Here is a 20,643-nt window from a genome sequence, read left to right as displayed (position 1 = left end):
AATGTTTCAGGTATCCGACTATGACTCCTCTGAAGAAAGTGGTCATCGTTGGGGGCGGCACGGCCGGCTGGATGGCGGCGGCGTTGTTGGCGAAGCTGGCCAAAAAGGGGCTGGAAATCGAGCTGGTGGAGTCCGAGGAGATCGGCACTATCGGCGTCGGAGAGGCGACGATTCCGGCGATCAAGCGCTTCAATCACCTGCTGGAACTGGACGAGACCGATTTCATCAGGAGCACGCAGGCGACCTTCAAGCTGGGGATCGAATTCATCAACTGGGGCCGTGAGGGGGACAGCTATATCCACGGTTTTGGCAAGATCGGCCAGGACCTGGGTTGGCTGCGGATGCACCAGTACTGGCTGAAAATGCGTGGCACCGGCCAGGTGTCGGATCGCTTCGCCGACTATTCGATCAATACGGCTGCCGCCTATGCTAACCGGTTCATGCGGGCACGGCCGGACATGAAGGCATCGCCGCTCAACGATATCGCCTATGCCTATCATTTCGATGCCGGACTCTATGCGCTCTACCTACGCAAATATTCGGAAGCGCTGGGCGTGAAGCGCACCGAGGGGAAGGTCGTAAAGGTCAATCAGCGAGCGACGGACGGCTTTATCGAAGGTGTGGTGCTGGAGAGCGGCGCGGTGGTCGAAGGCGAGCTTTTCATAGACTGTTCGGGGATGCGCGCACTGCTGATCGAGCAGACCCTGGGTGCCGGTTATGAGGACTGGTCGCACTGGCTGCCGTGCGATCGTGCGGTCGCTGTTCCCTGTACGTCGGCGGGAGACTTGTTGCCCTATACACGTTCGATCGCGCATAAATCCGGCTGGCAATGGCGGATTCCCTTGCAGCATCGCATCGGCAATGGCCACGTCTTTTCATCACGCTATATCGGCGATGATGAGGCGACGGCCGTGCTGATGGGCAATCTGGATGGCGAGCCCCTGGCGGAGCCGCGCGTGATCCGCTTCCGCACGGGCAAGCGCCGCAAGGTGTGGGACAAGAATGTCGTGGCGGTGGGCTTATCGAGCGGCTTTATGGAGCCGCTGGAATCGACCTCGATCCAGTTGATCCAGAGCGTGATTTTGCGGCTGCTGGCCTTCTTTCCGGACACCGGGTTCGCGCCGGCGCAGCGCGACAGTTTCAACCGGCTGGTCGATGAGGAATACCGTGAGATCCGCGATTTCCTGATCGCGCACTACAAGCTGACCACGCGCGATGACAGCCCGATGTGGCGCTATTGCCGGGATATGGATATCCCCGAAGCCTTGCGTGAGCGGCTGGATTTGTGGCGCGTGGCCGGGCGGTTCTTCAAGACAGGCGAGGAGCTTTTCGTCGACGAAAGCTGGATACAGGTGCTGATCGGCCAGGGTGCGATTCCCGCCGGTTACGATCCGTTCGTTGACCTGCGGGCGGACAGCGAAATAATAAAATATCTCAATGATATCAGTGGCGTGATCGGAAAATGCGTGGCGGCCATGCCGGGCCATGCACAATATATAGAGGCCACCTGTAAGGCCTGACGGAGGATAGAATGCGGATTTTCCAGGTGGCGCTATTTGCCGCTCTGATGGGCCTGGGCGGCTGCGCGACCGTCGGACTGGCGGGCAGTCAGGCGGCGATCAAGGTGTGGGAGACGGATGCCGATCAGTCGAAGCTGCTGGCGCCGCAAGGAGATGTGTATTTCGGCGCGGTGGCATCGGGCACGGTGATCACGGTCGATCCGGCGCAGAGCTACCAGAGCATGGTGGGCTTCGGCGCCGCCATGACGGATGCTTCGGCCTACCTGATCCGCAACAGGATGACGGATGATCAGCGTAATGCCCTGATGGGGGATTTGTTCGGGGCGGAGGGCCTGAATTTCAGCTTTATGCGCCTGACCATAGGGGCTTCCGATTTTTCGCGCGCGCATTATTCCTATGATGACATGCCGGCGGGGCAGAGCGATCCGCAGATGGCGCATTTCTCGATCGATGCCGCGAAGACGGATGTCATCCCGGCGGTGAAACAGGCGCTGGCCATCAATCCGAAGCTGACGGTCATGGCCTCGCCATGGTCGGCGCCGGGCTGGATGAAGACGACGGATAGTCTTATTCAGGGGTCTTTGAAGCCGGACGCCTATCCGTATTTTGCCGATTATCTGTCGCGCTATCTCAAGGACATGCGGGCGGAGGGCGTCGATATCACCCTGCTGACCCTGCAGAATGAGCCGGGCTTCGAGCCGGATTCCTATCCGGGGATGCGGGTGGAGCCGGAGTCGCGCGCCGCCTTTATCGGCGGGTTTCTGGGGCCGAAACTGAAGGCCGATGGCGGGAAGACGAAGATTCTCGATTATGACCACAACTGGGATCTGCCGTCCTCGCCGCTGACGGTTCTTAATGATGCGAAGGCCAGCCCTTATGTCGCCGGCGTGGCCTGGCATTGCTATGCCGGCGATGTGGCGGCGCAAGGCCCGGTGCATGACGCCTACCCCGGCAAGGATGCTTATTTCACCGAATGTTCGGGCGGCGAATGGGCACCAAAGTTCAGCGATACCTTCGACTGGACGGTGAAGAATCTGATCATTGGCTCGACGCGCAACTGGGCGAAGGGCGTGCTGATGTGGAACCTGGCGCTGGATGAGAATTTCGGTCCGCACAAGGGCGGATGCAGCGATTGCCGGGGCATCGTGACCATCAATTCCGGCACAGGCGCGGTGACGAAAAATATCGAATATTACGCCTTTGGCCATGCGTCGAAATTCGTCAAGGCGGGCGCGGTGCGGGTGGCTTCCAATGAGGCGGACGGGATTTCCAATGTGGCGTTTAAAAATCCGGATGGATCTTTGGTGCTGATTGCATTGAATGGCAATGCGGAAGCGACGGCGTTTACGGTGGAGGCAGACGGGAAGGCGTTTGGATATACCTTGCCGGCCGGGGCGGTGGCGACGTTTGTGTGGAAGTAAGTCAGAAACCCCACCACCAACGCGCTATGCGCGTCGGTCCCCCTCCCCGACAAGTCGGGGAGGTATAAAGTAAAGCCGTTCCATGAAAATGGGGCGGCTTTTTTGTGCGAAAAATCCCCGCTGGCCTGGCGTGCGGTAGATTGGATGCATGGAACGACAACTGGATGATCTGGCGCAGAGGAAGCAGGCATTGAAGCTGAGGCTGGCGGCGCAGGCGGAAAAGCTGGTGGCGCATATTGAAGCCCTGGATGAGCCGAAAACGCCGCTGGAAGCGGAACGCATGGCCAAGGCGCTCAAGGCTGCGGACGCCGCCATCGAGCAGATTTTCAAAGGCGATGACGAGACGCCGGACGATATTGAGGAAGAAGACATGAATGATGACTGGGCTGGCCGGGATTGGCGCGCAGAACTGGAACATAAACTCAATCGCCTCGTGGCCGCCCGAAGAGAGACAGGCCTGGCTGGACAGTCTGCCGGACGGACCGAAACCGCCGGACTTCGTGACGACGTGGTCGTTCCACATCAATCCGGCGCAGACGCCGCCGACGGGGGACTGGCATAGCTGGCTGTTCATGGGTGGGCGCGGCGCGGGCAAGACGCGGGCGGGCGCCGAATGGCTGGCGGCGCTGGCGCAGCGTGGGGTGCGGTGTGCCCTGATCGGGGCCAGCCTGCATGATGTCCGCGAGGTGATGATCGAAGGGCCTTCGGGGCTGAAAGTCACCGCTTCAAAGGGCAATCGGCCGAGCTATGAGGTGTCGCGGAAACGGCTGCGCTGGCCCAATGGCGGAGTGGCCTATGCCTATTCGGCGGAAGACCCGGAGAGTTTGCGCGGGCCACAGTTTCATTACGCTTGGGCGGATGAGTTCTGCGCCTGGCGGCATCCGGCCGAGACCCTGGCCATGCTGCGGATGGGCTTGCGGCTGGGAGAGAAACCGCGGCTGTGCCTGACCACGACGCCCAAGCCGATCACGGCCCTGCGCAATCTGATGGCCGAGCCGGGCGTGGCGATTACGCGGGCTTCGACGGCACAGAATGCTGAAAACCTGGCGCCGGCCTTTCTGGAAGGTCTGCGCGGGCTTTATGGCGGCACGCGGCTGGCGGCGCAGGAACTGGAAGGGCTGGTGGTCGATGACGACAACCGTGCCCTGTGGCGGGCCGACGACCTAGCGCGCTGTTATGGCGCGCGGCCGGACCATTTTGAAGAGGTGGTGGTGGCGGTCGATCCGTCCGCCACGGCCGGGGGTGATGCCTGCGGGATCGTGGTGGCGGGGCGTCTCGGTGAGCGTGGCTATGTGCTGGAAGACTCGACGGTCAGCGGATTTTCGCCGCTCGGCTGGGCGCAGAAGGTGGCGTCGGTTGTGACCGAACATGACGCCCATCGGATCATCGCTGAGGCCAATCAGGGCGGGGAGATGGTGCGGTCGCTGCTGGCCATGTCGGGCTGCGATGTGCCGATCGAACTGGTCCATGCCAGGGCCGGCAAGCGGACGCGGGCCGAGCCGGTGGCGGCCTTGTACGAACAGGGACGGGTGAGTCACTGCCCTGTCGGTCGGTCGAGATTTGCGGAGCTGGACGAGGAACTGATGGCTTTGGGGAGCGGGGCGTTAGGTAAAAGCCCCGATCGCGCGGATGCGCTGGTCTGGGCGTTGGGCGCGCTGCTGGTGAACGCGAAGGCGGAGCCGAGATTGCGGCGGGTTTAGGGAAGAGGCCCCCTCCGTCGCGGACAAGCCGCGACACCTCCCCCGATAAATCAGGGGAGGAGAAGAAAGGAATTTTATGTTTGAGAAACTGAGCGGCCTTTTCAGGCGTGAGCAAAAGCAAAGTGCGGCGGGGTCAGTGATCGCCATGAATTTGGTCGGGAAGCCGGTGTGGACGCCGCGCAATTATCAGGCTCTGGCCAGTGAAGGCTTTGCGAAAAACGCCATCGCCTATCGCTGCGTGCGGATGATCGCAGAGGCGTGCGCGTCGGTGCCCTTGCGGGTGGAGTTTGATGGGCGGCGCGCGCCGGATCATCCGCTGCAAAAGCTGATCGACCGGCCCAATCCGGAGCAGGGCGGGGCCGACCTGCGCGAGGCGCTCTATGGCGGTTTGCAGACGGCGGGCAATTCTTACGTCGAGGCGGCGTTTCTCGATGAAGAGGCGCCCGGCGAGCTATGGAGCCTGCGGCCCGACCGGATGAAGGTGGTGGCCGGGCGTTCGGGTTGGCCGGAAGCCTATGAATACAGCACCGGCAACGCCAAGACCATGATCGGCCGCGATAGCGAAGGCTGGCTGAAGGTCTTGCACCTTAAATTATGGCATCCGCTTGACGACTGGTACGGCCTTTCGCCACTGGAGGCAGCGGCATTTTCGATTGACGTGCATAATGCCTCTGGCGCGTGGAACAAGGCGTTGCTCGATAATGCGGCGCGGCCATCGGGGGCGTTGGTCTATGGTTCGAAAGCGTCAGAACGGCTGACCGAGGATCAGTTCGCACGGCTGAAGGATCAACTGGCCGATACCTATTCCGGCCAGGACAATGCCGGGCGGCCCTTGCTGCTGGAAGGCGGGCTCGATTGGAAGCCGATGTCGCTGACGCCGGCCGATATGGATTTCATCCAGGGCAAAAACGCGGCGGCGCGCGAGATCGCCCTGGCCTTCGGGGTGCCGGCGCAACTGCTGGGCATTCCGGGTGATAATTCCTACGCCAATTACAAGGAGGCCAATGCCGCCTTCTGGCGCAATGCGGTGCTGCCACTGGCCGAGAAGACAACGCGCAGTTTGAGCGCCTGGCTGGAGATCAAGTTTCCGGGGACGCGGATCGTCAATGACATCGAGGCCCTGCCGGCGCTTTCGGCCGAGCGGGACGCTTTGTGGGCAAGGCTGGAGGCGGCGAGCTTCCTGACCGATGCGGAGCGTCGGCATCTGGCGGGTTTAAGCGAGGTGCAGCTATGAATTTCTGGCAGGCCGTGCCGGTCGCGGCCGTTATCACGATCGTTATACAGACCGCGTTTGTCCTGCTGTGGGTTGGCAGAGCCGGCGCGCGGCTCGACATGATGGAGCAGCGGCTTGAGCAGCAGGCGGGCGTCAATGAACGTCTGGCGCGGCTGGAAGAACAGGCGTTCGCACAGCGCGTCACGCTCGACCGGATCGAAACCAAGCTTGATAGGGAATATTCATGACCCTCTATATCGAAGGCTATGCCTCGCGCTTTGGCCTGCGCGACCTGAATGACGATGTGGTGGTGGCCGGAGCCTTCCGTGACACGCTTGTCAGTACGGGGCCGAAGGGTGTGCGGATGCTCTACCAGCATCAGGTCAAGTCGCCGGTGGGCGTATGGGATGAGCTGCGAGAGGACGCCATCGGGCTTTATGTACGCGGTCGGATACTCGATCTGAACGCCGAGGCCCGGATGGTGGGTAGCCTCGTCAAGGCCGGTGTGGTCGATGGCCTGAGCATTGGTTTCCGGACGGTGAAGAGCCGCAAGGATAGCGGCAGCCTGCGGGTGCTGACGGCGGTGGAACTGTGGGAAATTTCCATCGTCACCTTCCCTATGCTGCCGAGTGCGCGGATCACGTCGATACGTGAGGAAAGCGTGGCGGCTTGAATTCTCCTCCCTTGCGATAGCGGGGGAGGTGGCAGCGCGAAGCCCAGAGGGCTGGTGTCGCTGACGGAGGGGGCATCGAGGGTGACAAGTGGCCCCCTCCGTCTCGACGCGCTCCGCTTGCTCGACACCTCCCCCGTACGCTTCGCTACAGGGGAGGAGAAGAAAGCGGATTACCTCCGTTCAACATGGGTGAAGGCGAGGACCGTCAGATCGTACGTCTTCAAATCAACCGTGTTTCCTTGGTTATCACTGTACTGAAAACCTTCGAGACAATCTGGATAGCCGTCCTCTAACCACAGGATAAAACCCATGATCATACCCTCTCCCATGTCGCTCATATGAGCGATAAGGCCATCCAGGAGCCTGTTTGAAATGGGCACTGGCGGTTGCTCGTGATCGACCGAAAAGGACGTGTAAAATCCATGCCCGGTATTTTCACGTTCGGTCACTTCGGCACTATCGAGCAAGGCACTCAGCGACGGAACCTGACCGTCGCAGATGGCTGCCAATACCGCGATTTCAAGTGAAGTGAAGCCGATCATGGCGGCGAACCTAGCATATCGGGATAGGTAAGCAAGAAACCCCACCACCATCGGCTTCGCCAGAGGCTACGCCGGACGATCCCCCTCCCCAAACGAGTTGGGGAGGTATGAGAAACTATGTTTTCAACTGGAGAAAATGAATGAAAGAAGTGAAACAGGCCGCAGCCTCGCCGGAGGTGCGTGCGGCCCTGCATGAGGTGCTGGCCAATTTTGAAGCCTTCAAGGCGGCCAATGACGAGCGCCTCAGCGCCATCGAAACCAAGCGCGGTGACGGCCTGCTGGAAGACAAGCTGGAGCGTATCGAAGGCGCGCTGCAATCGGCCGAGGGACGTTTGCAGCGTCTGATGAGCCAGAAGTCGCGCCCGGTGATCGAAGAGGGCCGTCTGGTGCAGCCGGACGAAGCCAAGGCGGCCTGGAACGGTTATCTGCGCTCAGGACGTATGGGCATCGAACTGAAGGCCGGTATTTCGTCTTCCAGCGGTTCGGGCGTGCTGGCGCCGACCGAAACGGAAACCTTTATCGATCGCCGCCTGGCGCAGGTGTCGCCGTTCCGTTCGCTGGCCACTGTGCGCCAGGTCGGTGCGGCGACCTTCAAAAAGCCGGTCACGACCGCTTCGGTCACCTCTGGCTGGGTGGCGGAAACCGCCGCGCGTCCGGAAACCAATCCGGCGACGCTCGACCTGATCACCTTCGCGGCCGGCGATCTCTACGCCTCGCCTTCGGCCACCCAGGACCTGCTCGATGACGCCTATATCAATCTCGACGAATGGCTGGCTTCGGAGATCGAGGACAGCTTCGCCGCTCAGGAAACGACGGCCTTTGTTTCCGGCGACGGTTCGGCAAAGCCGAAGGGCTTTCTGAGCTACACCACGGCAGCCAATGCTTCGGCCACCTGGGGTCAGATCGGCTATGTGGCGACCGGTGGGGCCAGTGATTTCGCCACCACCAACCCGACTGACGCGCTGATCGACCTGATCTATGCCCCGAAGGCGCAGTATCGCCCCGGCGCCAGCTTCGTGATGAACCGCCGCACGGCTGCGAAGATCCGCAAGTTCAAGGACGCCGAGGGCAACTATATCTGGCAGCCGGCGATGACCGCAGGGCAATTGCCGCTGCTGCTCGGCTACCCGGTGCAGGAGATCGAGGACATGCCGGATGTGGCGGCCAATGCCTATTCGGTGGCTTTCGGCGACTTCGCCAAGGGGTATCTGATCGTCGACCGTGCCGGGATTTCGGTGCTGCGCGATCCGTATTCGGCCAAGCCCTATGTGCTGTTCTACACCACCAAGCGTGTCGGCGGCGGGGTGCAGAATTTTGATGCCATCAAACTTTTGAAGATTGCGGCTTCTTAAGCAAGAAACCCCACCACCATCCGGCTTCGCCGGACGGTCCCCCTCCCCGGCAGAGCCGGGGAGGTACAGGTAAGGGGAAATAATCCCCGCTGTTTTAGGTGGGGTTAGATTGGTCGTCAGATCAATAATCTCAAGGAAAATCAAATGGCTGATCCTGTCTCGATTGACGAGGCCAAGCTCTTTTTGCGCGTGTCGCACGATGCCGAGGACACCCTGATCACGACCCTGATCGCGGCGGCGAAAACGCGGCTGGAGGGCGAGGTCGGTGTGGTGCTCGATGAGGCGTCTCCGGCGCCGCTGCGGCTCTGCCTGCTGTATCTGGTGGCGCAGGTGTACCAGAACCGCGGCGAGACGGTGATGGACCTGGAGGCGCTGGAAGCCTGGCTCTCGCCTTACCGGGAGATGCGGCTATGAGGGTCATGAGTTTGCAGACGCCGGCGCGGCTCTATGCCGTGACCGAGACCGAAAGTGCCTATGGCGGCCGGTCATTTTCGCTGGTGCCGGACGCCACGATCTGGGGCGATTTTCGGCCCGATACGCCGGCCCTGGAAAGCACAGCCGAGGGCGATGCCTCCGTGGTTCAGGGCGCTGATTTTCTCTGCCGATCGGCAGTGGGGATGGCGCGTGGCGGCCGGCTTAGTCTCAAGGGGTTCGACTGGCGGATTGTCAGTCTGGATGAGGGCGCGGATGGCAGTGTGCGCGTGCGGCTGGAAAGGGTTCACGCATGAGCGCGCTTCTCGATGTACAGGCGGGGTTGCTGGCTTGGCTGCGCGGTCAGGCATCCCTGGCCGTCTGGCTAGGGAGCCCGGCGCGGGTTTATGACCAGCCGCCAACGGGGGTGCTTTATCCCTATGTCAGCTTCGGGCGGGTGTCGGCACAATCGATCGGCGGGGTGGATGCCGAGGTGACCGAGCAGGCGCTGAACCTGATGTGCGTGTCGCGGTTCGACGGCTCGGAAGAGGCCAAGGCGATGGCCGCGGAACTGCGGGTTTTGCTCGATGGCGCGGCGCTGGAAATCACCGGTCTGGTCAGTCTGCGGGTGACCTATGTCGATGTGTTTCGATCAGCGGATCAGCGGACGACTTATGCGCTGGTCAGGATCAGGGCTGTGACCGAGGCGGTTTAGGCTGGCCCCCTCCGGCGCGACTGCGCGCACCACCTCCCTCGTAACGAAGTTACCGCTGCGCAGGGGAGGAGAAGATAAACAGGAGAAAAATATGGCTGTGCAAAAGGGCAGGGACATGCTGCTCAAGATTTCAGATGGCGAGGCATTTGTGACCGTGGCGGGACTGCGGGTGCGGACGGTATCGCTCAATGCGAAGACGGTGGATGTCACCGATTCCGGTTCGGGCGGATGGCGCGAACTGCTGGCAGTCGCCGGGGTGCGCTCGCTGTCGGTTTCGGGTTCGGGCGTCTTTCGGGATGCAGCGTCCGATGCGCTGATGCGCGAGGCATTTTTCGCGCAGGCGCAATCCGACTGGCAGGTGATTGTACCCGATTTTGGTCAGTTCGAGGGGCCGTTCCTGATCGCGGCGCTGGAATATGCCGGCCAGCATGATGGCGAGGCCAGTTTTGCCCTGACCCTGGCGTCTGCGGGGGAGGTCAGCTTTGCCGCTTTGTAATTCGGCCAGGGGTGAAGTGCGGGCCTTGCTGGGTGGGGCTGAGGTGCGCTTATGCGTGACGCTGGGGGCGCTGGCGGCGCTGGAAGGGCACTTCGGGGTGTCCGGATTTGACGCCCTGGGTGAGCGGCTGAAGACCCTGGGTGCGGCGGATCTGATGTTCGTTTTGCGGGCGCTGGCGATGGATGATTTGCCGGACGGGATCGGCTTTGCCGAGGCCATTCGAGCCGTGGTCCGGGCGTTCGAGGCGATGAATGGGTAGCGGTGGGATAGCCCCTCCCACCGCTTCGCGGTCCCCCCTCCCCGCAAACGGGGCGGGCGAGGATATTTGGATTTCGCTTTTTCGGCATGGCGTGTTGGGTTTGCGTCTGGCGCCGGAAGCCTTCTGGCACTTAAGTTGGCGCGAATGGCAGATGCTGAGCGCAGCGCCGGAACAGGCGGTTTTGAGCCGGCAGGCTCTGGAGGATTTGATGCGGGAGTTTCCGGATGAGTGATCCGTTTGGTAGCCAGGCTGGTGAGGCTGGGGCCAGTCTGAAGGCGCTGGAAGCCTCGGCGGCAGAGACGGCCGTTGCCATTGACCAGGCGTTCTCCAAGGCCGGCGCAAGCTTGTCGCGGTCACTGGCGCGGGCCGCTTCGGACGGCAAGATCAGCCTGAAGGAACTGGCCTCGGCGGTGCTGGCGGCGGTCAATTCGGCGGCGGGCGTGTCGTCGTCTTCGGGCGGTCTGGCGAGCGTGTTGTCGGAGGTGTTTTCGGCGGTGAGTTCGTCGTTTTCCGGCGCGCGCGCGGACGGTGGGTTTGTAGGTGCCGGCGGCAGTTATCTCGTTGGTGAGCGCGGGCCGGAGGTCTTCCGGCCGGCGGTTTCGGGATCGATTGAGGCCGGTGGTTCTTCGCCTACTGTCAATGTGACCGTGATGGTGGCGGGTGGGCCGCAGGCTTTGGTGAGATCGGAGGCGCAGGTGGCGACGGCTTTGCAGCGAGCAGCGCGGCTGGGGCTGAGGTAAGTTTCAAGGAAGCAAGACACCCACCACCAACGCGCAAGGGCGCGTCGGTCCCCCTCCCCAACAAGTTGGGGAGGTATAAGAAAGGATTTTCATGAGTGGTTTTCATGAGGTGCGGTTTCCGGCGCGGCTGGCCTTCGGGTCGGGTTCGGGGATTGAGCGCAAGACCGAGATCGTGTCGCTGGCTTCGGGCTATGAGCGGCGGATCAGTCCGTGGGCGCTTGGGCGCCGGCGTTATCTGATCGGGGCGGGCGTCAAGTCGCTGGTCGATGCGGCGGAATTGCTGGCGTTTTTTGAGGCGCGGGAAGGACGGCTCTATGGCTTCCGCTTCAAGGATTTCGCCGATTTCAAGAGCTGCGCGCTGAATGTCAGTCCGGCGGCGACCGACCAGGCGATCGGGAGCGGCGACGGCGTGACGACGGCCTTTCAACTGGTGAAGGCTTACGCCAGCGTGGTGCGCGATATTACCAAGCCGGTGAACGGCACGGTGCGCGTAGCGGTGGAGGGTGTCGAGGTCGGGTTTGCGGTCGATGAGACCACGGGCATCGTGACCCTGGCCGGCGCGCCGGCGGCAGGCCAGACGGTCACGGCCGGGTTCGAGTTCGATACGCCGGTGCGCTTCGATTCCGAGCGGATCGACCTGACTCTGGAAGGTGTCGATGCCGGGCGGCTGACGGCGGTGTCGTTGGTCGAGATACGAGTTTAGGCAGAGGCCCCCTCCGGCGCGACTTCGCGCGCCACCTCCCTCGGAACGAAGTTCCCGCTTCGCAGGGGAGGAGAAAGGTAAGTATGAGGACAATTTTTGAGACTATGGCCTCTGCGCTGGCGCAGGGAGCGGCGAAGTTTTGCCATGTCTGGCTGATTGAGCGGGCCGATGGTGCGGTGCTCGGCTTTACCGATCATGACCGAGCGCTGGTGTTTCTCGGCGTTGTCTGTCAAGCGCAATCGGGTTTGACGGCTGGGGCGGCGAATGCGGATATCGGCGAGGCGGGCAGCGCGGCGATATCTGGCGTGATTTCCAGCGAGGCGATCAGTACTGAGGATATCGCGGCGGGGCTTTATGATGCGGCGACGGTGCGAATCTATACGGTCGATTGGACGGCGCCGTCCGACTATGTGCTGACGGGCGCGGGCACACTGGCGCGGCTGGAATGCCGGGGCGGGGTGGCGGAAGGCGGATCGTTTATCGCCCATATCGAGGGGCCGGCGGCCAAGCTCGATCGCGTTATCGGGCGGCGGTTTGGGTTTCTGTGCGATGCCGCCCTCGGCGATGCGCGCTGCGGTTTGACGGGCACCTTGGCGGCAGCCAGTTGCGACAAGCGTTACAGCACCTGCCTGACTGTGTTCGATAATGTGCTGAATTTTCGCGGTTTCCCCGACCTGCCGGGCGAGGATTTCCTGACGGTTTATCCGCGCAGTGGCGATGTGATGGATGGGGCGTCGCGGCAGCAGAGCGCCGGAAGATGATCGTCACCGAGGCGCGGTCATGGATCGGCACGCCCTATCAGCATCAGGCGAGTTTGAAGGGTGTCGGGTGCGATTGTATCGGCCTGGTACGAGGTGTCTGGAGGGCGGTTTATGGCGCGGAGCCGTGCGCCTTGCCGGCCTATAGTCCGGACTGGGCGGAGGTTGGCGGGGAAGACCGGTTGATCGCGGAGTTGGGTGCGCATTTTGAACCGGTGAATGAGGCGCGGGCGGGGGATGTGATCGCTTTTCGCATGAAACCGGGTTCGGTGGCCAAGCATGTGGCCATTTTGAGCGCAGGCGAGGGGATTGGCGATCCGGCGGCGAAGATCATTCACGCCTATTGGGGCCATGCCGTGGTCGAGAGCTGGCTGGGGCCGTTTTGGCGGAAGGCGGTGGTGGGGGCGTTCCGATTCCCGCCGCCCCTGGCCTAAGCTCGCTCTGGCGGGCTGCAAAGCATCATCTCTTAATCTTCCGTTGCTCACGTACCCAAACGTACGCTGCGCTACGGGTCTTAAGAGCTAATACTTTTCGCCTCACCATAGCGGCTTATGCCGAGAGGCTTAACCGATGAGGATTTGAGATTTGGCGCAGGTGGTATTGAGTGCGGTGGGGCAGGCCCTGGGCGGGCCGGTCGGGGGCTGGATCGGCGCGCAGATCGGTTCGGCGATTGACCGGACGGCGCTGAATAGTCTGGCGCCCACGCGGCAGGTCGGGGCGCGGCTGACCGGCCTGCAACTGACCGGGAGCGCGCAGGGTGATCCGGTCAAACAGGTCTTCGGCAAGGCGCGCGTGGCCGGCACCATTATCTGGGCGGCGCGGTTGAAGGAGAACCGCTCGACGACGCGCGCCAGCAAGACTTCGGGGAAGACGGAAAGTTTCAGCTACAGCCTGTCGTTTGCGGTGGGGCTTTGCGAAGGGCCGATCGATGGTATCGGCCGTATCTGGGCCGACGGGCAATTGCTCGATCAGTCGGCGATCGCTTACCGGCTTTATCGCGGCGAGGAAACGCAAACGCCGGATGCCCTGATCGAGGCGGTGGAGGAGACCGCGCCGGCCTATCGCGGCCTGGCCTATCTGGTGTTCGAGGATCTCGATATCACCCCGTTCGGCAATCGTCCGCCCAATCTGTCGGTCGAGGTTTTCCGGCGTCCGAAGGGCGATTATGCCGATCTGGAAACCCTGATCGAGGGCGTCTGCCTGATCCCCGGTGCGGGTGAATTCATTTATGCGACCGAGCCGAACGCGGTTTTGAGCGGCATGACGCGCGCCAGCTATGAGACGCAGCATACGGGTAACGGACGCACGGATTTCGTCGTCTCGCTCGATCAGTTGCAGGCGCAATTGCCGAATGTGACAACCGTCAATCTGGTGGTGAGCTGGTTTGGTTCCAGCCTGGATGCGGCCACATGCACCATCCGGCCCGGTGTCGAGGTGGCGGAGAAGGTCACGCAGCCGCTCGTCTGGGAAGTCGATGGCGTGGCGCGTGAGGACGCCTATGTGGTTTCGCGGATCGGGGGGCGACCGGCCTATGGCGGCACGCCCGCGGACGCCGTGGTGATTGAGGCCATCCGCGAACTGAAGGCGCGCGGGTACAGCGTGACCCTGATCCCGTTTATTCTGATGGATTGCGACGGCTATCCGTGGCGTGGACGGATCACCTCGGCGACGGATATGACGGCAGGCGCAGCCACGGCAGTCAGCGCCTTTATGGATGGTGAGTGGGGTTTCCGTCGCTTCGTGAAGCACTGTGCCAGCCTTGGCGCGGCGGCGGGCGGGGTGGACGGCATTGTGCTCGGCTCCGAACTGCGCGGGCTCACGACCCTGCGCAGCGCCACAAACACCTATCCGATGGTCAGCGCCTTACGCGCCCTGGCGGCCGAGGTGCGCGCACTCTTGCCAGAGGCGCAGATCGGTTATGGTGCCGACTGGTCGGAATATTTCGGCCATCAGCCGGCCGATGGCACGGGCCATGTCAGTTTTCATCTCGATCCGTTATGGGCCGACGCCAATATCGATTTTGTCGGTATCGACTGGTACGCGCCCCTGACAGACTGGCGCGATGGCGAAGATCACCTTGACCGCGCCCTGACGGCTTCGCTCTATGATGATGGATATCTGCAAGGCCGGATCATCGCCGGCGAGGGTTTCGACTGGTACTATGCCAGCGAGGCCGATCGCGTAGCGCAAGCGCGATCGGCGATCAGCGACGGCGCCTATGGCGAGCCATGGATCTACCGGCCTAAGGATATCGTGTCGTGGTGGTCGAACGCCCATCACGACCGTCCGAATGGCGTGCGCTCATACGTGGCGACTGACTGGGTGCCGCAATCGAAGCCGATCCGGTTTATCGAGATCGGCTGCGGGGCCATCGACAAAGGGCCGAATGCACCCAACCTCTTTCTCGATCCGAAAAGCTCGGAAAGCGCCGTGCCGCCGTTCTCAAATGGCGCGCGTGATGATCGGGCGCAGCGCGCCTGTCTCACCGCCTATATACAGCATTACACAGCGCATAATCCGGTCTCGGCAGTCTATGGCGGGCCGATGCTGGCGGATATGGCGGTCTGGGCTTACGATGCGCGGCCCTATCCGTATTTTCCGCAACGCGATGATGTCTGGGGGGATACGGCCAACTGGCGCACCGGTCACTGGCTGAATGGCCGGGTGGGCGCGGGCGAGGCGCGGAATCTGATCGCCGATATCGCGGCGCAGGCGGGGGTATATGCACTCGATCTCGATGAAGTGACGGGCACGATCGACGGCTATGTCATCGAACAGCCGATGACGGTGGCGGATGCCCTGTCGCCGGTGCTGCGCTATCTCGGACTGGCTGTGGTTGAGCGCGGCGAGGGGCTGAAGCTGATCGGTTCGGCGCATGGGGTGGATGGGATGCTGCTGGCCGATGACCTGGCCTATACTGACCAGAACCCGGTGATGGCGCGGCGCGATCTGGTGGTGCCGCCGGCCAGCCTGACCCTGCGGTGTTACGATGTCGACCGTGATTACCAGTTGCTGGCCGTGACGGTGCGCGGCGATGAACCGGGCGCTTCGCAGGCGTCGGTGGACCTGGCGCTGGTTTTGAGCGCCGGGCAGGCGATGGACTATGCTGCCTATGCGCTGCGGGCGATGCAGGGCGTGAGCCAGACCGTGACTTTGGATGTTGATCCGCTGCGCCTGCTGGAACTGGAAACGGGCGACGGCGTGGCCTTCGGGGCGGCGAACTATCGCCTGGGCCATGTTGATCAGGGCGAAACGCCGACCGTCACGCTTGCGCCGGCGCCGGAAGCGCGGGCGTTTGTCAGCGCCGATCCGTCGGTATCTGGATCGGTCAGTGCGGTGGTGGCAGGGGCGATCATGACCGGTTTTCGCCTGCTGGAACTGCCGTGTTTCGGCACGGACGAGGCGAATGCGCGGCCGGTGCTGGTGCCTTCCGCCGATCCGTGGGCCGGGGCGGATGTTTATGCCGGGGCGAGTGCGGCCAGTCTGCGCCTGCGCGGGCGGGTGAGTGAGGCGGCGTCGGTCGGGCGGGTGCTGACGACCGTGCCGGTCCAGCGGGCGCAATATCTTCATGAGGGGGCATCACTCGATATCTATCTGGAAGGTGCCGCGCCCGTCAGCCGCAGCGTGGAGGAGGTACTGGCGGGGGAAAATTACCTGTGCGTTCAGGCGGATAATGGCGAATGGGAGATCATCCAGTATCTGACTGCGGCGGCCCTGGGCATCGATCAGTATCGTCTGACCGGTCTGATCCGCGGGCAGTGGGGCACGGAACAGGCCCTGCTGGTGGGGATGAGTGCAGGGGCGGAGGTGGTAAGCCTGCCGGCCGGGTTTGTGCGGGCGGATATAGCTCTGGAGGAACTGGGGCTGTCTCGGCTGTGGCGCGCGGGTCGGACCGGCTTCGGCGGTGCGGCGGCGGGGGCTTGGGATATGACGGCGACCTGGACGGGGCTGGCTTTGCGGCCGCGCGCGCCGGTTTTCGGGCAGGTGTCGGGGGACGTGATTAGCTGGCTGCGCTCGCCACGCTATGGCGGCGATAGCTGGGAGACCGAGCCCCCGTTATGCGAGGACTATGAGCTTTATCGCGTGCAGGTGTGGGATGGCGATGACCTGGTGCGGGAAGTTGAGGTGAGCGCGCCGGTATGGGTATATGCCGAGCGGGCGGCCGATTTTCCGGCGGGATTTGGTGCGGAGGCGCGGGTGGAGATCGCGCAGAAGTCGCAGGTCTGGGGCTATGGGCCGGGGTTGATTCTGACGTTTGGGTGACGGTTGCCAAATCGCATCGGTATCCATTGCCTGCTGTGCCATGGCGGCATATTATCAGCCATATGGCCTGGGGGAATACAGTGGACAGACGGTTACTATTGAAAATAGCGGTTGTCATGGGTACGCAGATTTTGCCGTATAATTCATTCGCCCAAAACCTGTCCAGGTCGCCTACTCTCCTGATGGCCGGTGATGAAGTCATGCAAGTCTTCAAACCCTATTACGAAATGGGCGGCGTCTTGCAATTTGTCGTCTATAATGGCGCGCGAGATGCGGAAAATGATTCCCTGGCGGCGATCCATGATGGGCTCGCCAATAGCGGCAGCCTCAACGAAAGTGCTTTTGAGAAGCTCAAGAGCCGGCAGATATCGCCTGTTCAGTTTTTTGGCGACTGGTATGATTCCACAGATGGAAATCTGATTAAACTTGGCAACATCACGACGATTGACGGCCAGAATTTCACCAATCCAAAATTGCTGTCGCTCGAAAAGCTTCAGGTGAAGTCGAGTGGTAGTCCTGGTGTGGAAGTCGGTTCGGGCGGGCAATTTGCCTATGCGTATCTTAATCCGCCTTACGGTCTGTCCGCATCTCCGGCCAAAATTCAGAAGACGTTCGACGATATTCGAGAAACTATTCTGCCTGATGGCCGCGCGGCGATTATTCTCGACTGGACGAGCCCCTCCCTGAACGAGGTGTCGAATTACTTCGAGGCGGGAAAAGAATGGTGGGGTGTTTTCCTTTTCAGTATCTACATTCCCGATTTAAAAAGGCTTACAATTATTGCCGGATCGGCAACGGATTAAAGCGCGCCAGCGAAGAAATGGGGGAGCGTAAGAACAGAACCTCTGGCGCCCGAGCGATGCTTGCCTCTTGAAACGATAGCGAGTAGGACACACCTCTGTTGCGGAGGTATGTTTCACAGTGGCAAATGATCCCTATTCTGAATTGGGCCTGAAAAAAGGGGCCAGCGATGCCGAGATTCAGAAGGCCTTCCGCAAGCTGGCCAAGGAACTGCATCCCGATACCAACCGCGACAACAAGGCGGCCGAGGAGCGTTTCAAGCGCGTGACGGCGGCCTATGATTTCCTGAAGGATACCGACAAGCGCAAGAAGTTCGACGCCGGCGAGATAGATGCCGATGGGCGCGAGATTTTCCGCGGCTTCGGTGGTGGTGGTCGCGCGGGCGGTTCGCCCTTTGGCGCCGGTGGTGGACGCAGCACGCAGTTTGAGGGCATGGACATGGACGATATCATGAGCATGTTCGGGGGCAGCGGTGGCCGGGGCGGCAGTCCGTTCGGTGGTGGTTTTGGCGGATTCGGCGGTCAGCGCGAACAGGCGCCGGTCAAGGGACAGGATATTAAGATCCGGCTCGATATCGACCTGCTCGATACCATTGTCGGCAATACGCGCCGCGTGCTGCTTTCCGATGGCCGCACGGTGGATGTCAATATTCCCAAAGGCTCGCGCGACGGCCAGACCCTGCGCCTGAAGGGGCAGGGCTCGCCTTCGCCAACGGGCCGTGGCGCGCATGGCGATGCCCTGGTCGAACTGCACCTCAAGCCCCATCCGGTCTTCCGCATGGATGGCAATGACCTGCATATGGATTTGTTCGTCTCCCTGCCGGACGCCCTGCTGGGCGGCAAGGTGCAGGCGCCGACGCCGGATGGCCCGGTCAGCGTCAATCTCGCCAAGGGCTCCAATTCGGGCGCCATTCTGCGCCTGAAGGGGCGCGGCGCGCTCGATGCCAAGGCCGGCACGCGCGGCGATCTGTTCGCCCATGTCGTCCTGGCCATGCCGGACAAGGGCCTGGACGGGATGCCGGCTGACCTGAAGGCGGAGTTCACCAGTCTGCTGGAACGCTGGCGCGACAAGGCGGACTATACGCCGACCATCACCACCCGGCGGAAATAGGGTGGTAAGGGTGTAATCGGACAGATTGTATTTTTTCCGATTATTTACTTCCCTGACGCGTCTGTTCAGATAAGGTTCAGGTGTCGACCTCTATAAATGGCGTCATGAAACAGATTTGGCCCCTTCTTAGTCTTGTGCTGATCGCCGCGCCTGTGGCCGCTCCGGCGGTCGCGGCGGCGGAAGTTCCGACCCTGCGCGGCGGTCTGGATGAGGCCGTGATGATTATGGCGGGCAATAAAAAGGACCGCGATTACAGCGGCGGCAATCGCCAGCGCGGAAATGACGATCGCCGCAATGATCGCGGAGACGACCGGCAGGATGACAACCGTCCGTCGAGGGATCGTCCGGCGAACGCGCAGAATTTCGATCGCGGCAATGCCAGGCAGTTCCAGAACCGCGATGATCGCATCAATCGCGCCATGGCGGTGGCCGGGCAGCGCGGACGGGTGCTTGATGCTGGACCGCAGGGCGGTTCTGTCTTCTGGGTGCGCGTGGCGACCGATCACGGGCGTGTCGACCTGTTGGTCGATGCCGATTCCGGCCGTATTATTGGAGAACGCTAGTTGCGTATATTACTTGCTGAAGACGATCCCGACCTGTCGCGCCAGTTGAAGGCGTCGCTCAGCGATGCCGGCTATGTGGTCGATCACGCGCCCGATGGCGAGGAAGCGCACTTTCTCGGCGATACCGAGCCCTATGATGCGGTGATCCTTGATCTCGGCCTGCCCAAGATCGACGGCGTTTCGGTACTGGAAAAGTGGCGCCGCGCCGGCAAGGCCACGCCGGTGCTGATCCTGACCGCGCGCGGCGCCTGGAACGACAAGGTGGCGGGGTTTGATGCCGGCGCGGATGATTACCTGACCAAGCCCTTCCATACCGAGGAGCTGCTGGCCCGGTTGCGTGCATTGGTCAGGCGTGCTGCCGGCCATGCTCAGCCCATGCTGGTCTGCGGCGGCGTGCGGCTCGATCCGCGGGCGGCGCGGGCCTCGGTCAATGGCGAGCCCCTGCGTCTGACCTCGCTGGAATACCGCCTGCTGCATTATTTGATGCTGCATCAGAGCCGCGTGATTTCGCGCACTGAACTGGTCGAGCATCTCTATGATCAGGATTTCGACCGCGACTCCAATACGATCGAGGTCTTCATGGGCCGTCTGCGCAAGAAGATCGGCACCGACCGGATCGAGACCGTTCGGGGGCTGGGCTATCGGTTGAAGCCGCTGCATGACGAGATCAGCGATCTGTGACGGAGGGCGTTAAAGCCCCTTCTCCCTGTGCGCGGGGAGAAGGGGGCCGCAGGCCGGATGAGGGGCTGACCGTATGCGCAACATTAAATCACGGCTGACGCCATTAGCGAAAACGCTTCGCAATGCAGGAAAGATAGCCGAAGATAAATCGTGGCTGGCTCTGCGTAATCGCAATCTGAATGGGATCAAGTTCAGCCGTCAGGTGCCGATAGGCTCGTATATCGCGGATTTTGCGTGTCTAGACCTTAAGCTGGTTATCGAACTCGACGGTAGCCAGCATATCGATAACCCAAAAGATCAGGTCCGTAACTTTTTCATGAATGCTGAAGGCTGGTCGGTGGCGCGGTTTCCAAGCGGGCATGTCTTGCAGAACCGTGACGGCATACTCGAAACGATCGTCGCTATTTGCGATGGGCGAATAGCGGGCCATATAATGGATCATGATTTCCAATTCTATCCGGCGAAACCTGTGACCTTATCAAACGACGCCGCCCCTCACCCGGCCTTCGGCCACCCTCTCCCCGCTGTCGCGGGGCGAGGGGATTTCTTTGGGGAGGCGGGCGGTCCCGCCCGCGGGTGCTTTGTCCCGCAGGTCTTGCCGCAAGCCTTGGCCGCGAGCCTTGGCCGCCAGCGCTGCGCGCGGAGCGCGCGCGCTGACGCGGCGCTTAGCGCTTCTCTTCTTCTACGACTTCGGCGTCGATCACGTCGCCGTCCTTGCGCTC

The 20,643-nt window shown here is 62.0% G+C and carries 25 protein-coding genes; 24 read left to right on the top strand and 1 reads right to left on the bottom strand.

Annotated elements, in window-relative coordinates; translation table 11 throughout:
- The first annotated feature begins 20 nt into the window (after window positions 1–20).
- The 7 genes from ACTHND_RS08065 (at window position 21) to ACTHND_RS08035 (ending at window position 6,527) form a co-directional block, all read left to right on the top strand.
- The gene (locus ACTHND_RS08065) at window positions 21–1,520 is read left to right on the top strand and encodes a tryptophan halogenase family protein (protein WP_440177435.1); all 1,500 of its coding nucleotides are present in this window, start codon (window positions 21–23) and stop codon (window positions 1,518–1,520) included.
- Window positions 1,521–1,531: 11 nt separating this feature from the next.
- Window positions 1,532–2,941 carry a glycoside hydrolase family 30 protein gene (locus ACTHND_RS08060; RefSeq protein ID WP_440177434.1) on the top strand — a complete coding sequence of 470 codons (1,410 nt, stop codon included), beginning with the start codon at window positions 1,532–1,534 and terminating at the stop codon, window positions 2,939–2,941.
- Window positions 2,942–3,089: 148 nt separating this feature from the next.
- The gene (locus tag ACTHND_RS08055; RefSeq protein WP_440177433.1) at window positions 3,090–3,503 is read left to right on the top strand and encodes a hypothetical protein; all 414 of its coding nucleotides are present in this window, start codon (window positions 3,090–3,092) and stop codon (window positions 3,501–3,503) included.
- Window positions 3,442–4,641, top strand: coding sequence for a DNA-packaging protein (locus ACTHND_RS08050; RefSeq protein ID WP_440177432.1), 1,200 nt, complete (start codon window positions 3,442–3,444; stop codon window positions 4,639–4,641). The genes ACTHND_RS08055 and ACTHND_RS08050 overlap by 62 nt, the downstream gene beginning before the upstream one ends.
- Before the next feature lie 76 nt (window positions 4,642–4,717).
- Window positions 4,718–5,875: a phage portal protein gene (locus tag ACTHND_RS08045; protein ID WP_440177431.1), complete on the top strand. Its 1,158-nt coding sequence runs from the start codon at window positions 4,718–4,720 to the stop codon at window positions 5,873–5,875.
- Window positions 5,872–6,102 carry a hypothetical protein gene (locus tag ACTHND_RS08040; protein ID WP_440177430.1) on the top strand — a complete coding sequence of 77 codons (231 nt, stop codon included), beginning with the start codon at window positions 5,872–5,874 and terminating at the stop codon, window positions 6,100–6,102. The genes ACTHND_RS08045 and ACTHND_RS08040 overlap by 4 nt, the downstream gene beginning before the upstream one ends.
- On the top strand, window positions 6,099–6,527 hold the full coding sequence (locus tag ACTHND_RS08035) for an HK97 family phage prohead protease (RefSeq protein WP_440177429.1): 429 nt from the start codon (window positions 6,099–6,101) through the stop codon (window positions 6,525–6,527). The genes ACTHND_RS08040 and ACTHND_RS08035 overlap by 4 nt, the downstream gene beginning before the upstream one ends.
- 170 nt (window positions 6,528–6,697) lie before the next feature.
- Here the strand turns inward: ACTHND_RS08035 and ACTHND_RS08030 are convergent, their stop codons facing one another.
- Window positions 6,698–7,069: a hypothetical protein gene (locus ACTHND_RS08030; RefSeq protein ID WP_440177428.1), complete on the bottom strand. Its 372-nt coding sequence runs from the start codon at window positions 7,067–7,069 to the stop codon at window positions 6,698–6,700.
- A gap of 140 nt (window positions 7,070–7,209) precedes the next feature.
- Here ACTHND_RS08030 and ACTHND_RS08025 point away from each other — a divergent pair, with 140 nt between their 5' ends.
- The 17 genes from ACTHND_RS08025 to ACTHND_RS07945 form a co-directional block, all read left to right on the top strand.
- Complete coding sequence (locus tag ACTHND_RS08025; protein ID WP_440177427.1) at window positions 7,210–8,421, top strand: phage major capsid protein; 1,212 nt, start codon at window positions 7,210–7,212, stop codon at window positions 8,419–8,421.
- Window positions 8,422–8,565: 144 nt separating this feature from the next.
- Window positions 8,566–8,835: a head-tail connector protein gene (locus ACTHND_RS08020; protein ID WP_440177426.1), complete on the top strand. Its 270-nt coding sequence runs from the start codon at window positions 8,566–8,568 to the stop codon at window positions 8,833–8,835.
- Window positions 8,832–9,149, top strand: coding sequence for a hypothetical protein (locus ACTHND_RS08015; protein WP_440177425.1), 318 nt, complete (start codon window positions 8,832–8,834; stop codon window positions 9,147–9,149). The genes ACTHND_RS08020 and ACTHND_RS08015 overlap by 4 nt, the downstream gene beginning before the upstream one ends.
- A complete protein-coding gene (locus tag ACTHND_RS08010) occupies window positions 9,146–9,547 on the top strand; it encodes a DUF3168 domain-containing protein (RefSeq protein ID WP_440177424.1) in 402 nt (133 codons plus the stop codon). Before ACTHND_RS08015 ends, ACTHND_RS08010 begins: the two co-directional genes overlap by 4 nt.
- 91 nt (window positions 9,548–9,638) lie before the next feature.
- On the top strand, window positions 9,639–10,043 hold the full coding sequence (locus ACTHND_RS08005; RefSeq protein ID WP_440177423.1) for a phage major tail protein, TP901-1 family: 405 nt from the start codon (window positions 9,639–9,641) through the stop codon (window positions 10,041–10,043).
- On the top strand, window positions 10,030–10,302 hold the full coding sequence (locus ACTHND_RS08000) for a GTA-gp10 family protein (RefSeq protein WP_440177422.1): 273 nt from the start codon (window positions 10,030–10,032) through the stop codon (window positions 10,300–10,302). The genes ACTHND_RS08005 and ACTHND_RS08000 overlap by 14 nt, the downstream gene beginning before the upstream one ends.
- Before the next feature lie 91 nt (window positions 10,303–10,393).
- Window positions 10,394–10,534, top strand: coding sequence for a phage tail assembly chaperone (locus tag ACTHND_RS07995; protein ID WP_440177421.1), 141 nt, complete (start codon window positions 10,394–10,396; stop codon window positions 10,532–10,534).
- Entirely contained in the window at window positions 10,527–11,042 is a 516-nt protein-coding gene (locus ACTHND_RS07990; protein WP_440177420.1) for a phage tail tape measure protein, read from the top strand. Before ACTHND_RS07995 ends, ACTHND_RS07990 begins: the two co-directional genes overlap by 8 nt.
- A 91-nt stretch (window positions 11,043–11,133) precedes the next feature.
- Entirely contained in the window at window positions 11,134–11,745 is a 612-nt protein-coding gene (locus tag ACTHND_RS07985) for a phage distal tail protein, Rcc01695 family (protein ID WP_440177419.1), read from the top strand.
- Window positions 11,746–11,828: 83 nt separating this feature from the next.
- Window positions 11,829–12,506, top strand: a complete 678-nt coding sequence (locus tag ACTHND_RS07980) for a DUF2163 domain-containing protein (protein WP_440177418.1) — start codon at window positions 11,829–11,831, stop codon at window positions 12,504–12,506.
- Window positions 12,503–12,937, top strand: coding sequence for an NlpC/P60 family protein (locus tag ACTHND_RS07975; protein ID WP_440177417.1), 435 nt, complete (start codon window positions 12,503–12,505; stop codon window positions 12,935–12,937). Before ACTHND_RS07980 ends, ACTHND_RS07975 begins: the two co-directional genes overlap by 4 nt.
- Window positions 12,938–13,097: 160 nt before the next feature.
- On the top strand, window positions 13,098–16,766 hold the full coding sequence (locus tag ACTHND_RS07970) for a baseplate multidomain protein megatron (protein WP_440177486.1): 3,669 nt from the start codon (window positions 13,098–13,100) through the stop codon (window positions 16,764–16,766).
- 116 nt (window positions 16,767–16,882) lie between these two features.
- On the top strand, window positions 16,883–17,569 hold the full coding sequence (locus tag ACTHND_RS07965) for a hypothetical protein (RefSeq protein WP_440177416.1): 687 nt from the start codon (window positions 16,883–16,885) through the stop codon (window positions 17,567–17,569).
- Between the two features lie 118 nt (window positions 17,570–17,687).
- Entirely contained in the window at window positions 17,688–18,677 is a 990-nt protein-coding gene (locus ACTHND_RS07960) for a J domain-containing protein (protein WP_440177415.1), read from the top strand.
- 104 nt (window positions 18,678–18,781) lie between these two features.
- Window positions 18,782–19,240, top strand: a complete 459-nt coding sequence (locus ACTHND_RS07955; RefSeq protein ID WP_440177414.1) for a hypothetical protein — start codon at window positions 18,782–18,784, stop codon at window positions 19,238–19,240.
- Window positions 19,241–19,921, top strand: coding sequence for a response regulator transcription factor (locus ACTHND_RS07950; RefSeq protein WP_090646434.1), 681 nt, complete (start codon window positions 19,241–19,243; stop codon window positions 19,919–19,921).
- A 73-nt stretch (window positions 19,922–19,994) separates the two neighbouring features.
- A partial coding sequence (locus ACTHND_RS07945; RefSeq protein ID WP_440177413.1) for an endonuclease domain-containing protein occupies window positions 19,995–20,643 on the top strand: 649 nt, incomplete at its 3' end.

This window comes from Asticcacaulis sp. (genome assembly GCF_051954415.1).
Taxonomy (GTDB): Bacteria; Pseudomonadota; Alphaproteobacteria; order Caulobacterales; family Caulobacteraceae; genus Asticcacaulis.
Note: the sequence above shows the minus strand (reverse complement) of the source record. Positions and strands in the feature narration are given on the sequence as shown.

Coding starts and splice junctions, on each gene's coding strand:
- ACTHND_RS08065 (WP_440177435.1), top strand. CDS start 21: ATGACTCCTCTGAAGAAAGTGGTCATCGTTGGGGGCGGCACGGCCGGC.
- ACTHND_RS08060 (WP_440177434.1), top strand. CDS start 1,532: ATGCGGATTTTCCAGGTGGCGCTATTTGCCGCTCTGATGGGCCTGGGC.
- ACTHND_RS08055 (WP_440177433.1), top strand. CDS start 3,090: ATGGAACGACAACTGGATGATCTGGCGCAGAGGAAGCAGGCATTGAAG.
- ACTHND_RS08045 (WP_440177431.1), top strand. CDS start 4,718: ATGTTTGAGAAACTGAGCGGCCTTTTCAGGCGTGAGCAAAAGCAAAGT.
- ACTHND_RS08040 (WP_440177430.1), top strand. CDS start 5,872: ATGAATTTCTGGCAGGCCGTGCCGGTCGCGGCCGTTATCACGATCGTT.
- ACTHND_RS08035 (WP_440177429.1), top strand. CDS start 6,099: ATGACCCTCTATATCGAAGGCTATGCCTCGCGCTTTGGCCTGCGCGAC.
- ACTHND_RS08030 (WP_440177428.1), bottom strand. CDS start 7,069: ATGATCGGCTTCACTTCACTTGAAATCGCGGTATTGGCAGCCATCTGC.
- ACTHND_RS08025 (WP_440177427.1), top strand. CDS start 7,210: ATGAAAGAAGTGAAACAGGCCGCAGCCTCGCCGGAGGTGCGTGCGGCC.
- ACTHND_RS08020 (WP_440177426.1), top strand. CDS start 8,566: ATGGCTGATCCTGTCTCGATTGACGAGGCCAAGCTCTTTTTGCGCGTG.
- ACTHND_RS08015 (WP_440177425.1), top strand. CDS start 8,832: ATGAGGGTCATGAGTTTGCAGACGCCGGCGCGGCTCTATGCCGTGACC.
- ACTHND_RS08010 (WP_440177424.1), top strand. CDS start 9,146: ATGAGCGCGCTTCTCGATGTACAGGCGGGGTTGCTGGCTTGGCTGCGC.
- ACTHND_RS08005 (WP_440177423.1), top strand. CDS start 9,639: ATGGCTGTGCAAAAGGGCAGGGACATGCTGCTCAAGATTTCAGATGGC.
- ACTHND_RS07990 (WP_440177420.1), top strand. CDS start 10,527: ATGAGTGATCCGTTTGGTAGCCAGGCTGGTGAGGCTGGGGCCAGTCTG.
- ACTHND_RS07985 (WP_440177419.1), top strand. CDS start 11,134: ATGAGTGGTTTTCATGAGGTGCGGTTTCCGGCGCGGCTGGCCTTCGGG.
- ACTHND_RS07980 (WP_440177418.1), top strand. CDS start 11,829: ATGAGGACAATTTTTGAGACTATGGCCTCTGCGCTGGCGCAGGGAGCG.
- ACTHND_RS07975 (WP_440177417.1), top strand. CDS start 12,503: ATGATCGTCACCGAGGCGCGGTCATGGATCGGCACGCCCTATCAGCAT.
- ACTHND_RS07965 (WP_440177416.1), top strand. CDS start 16,883: ATGGGTACGCAGATTTTGCCGTATAATTCATTCGCCCAAAACCTGTCC.
- ACTHND_RS07955 (WP_440177414.1), top strand. CDS start 18,782: ATGAAACAGATTTGGCCCCTTCTTAGTCTTGTGCTGATCGCCGCGCCT.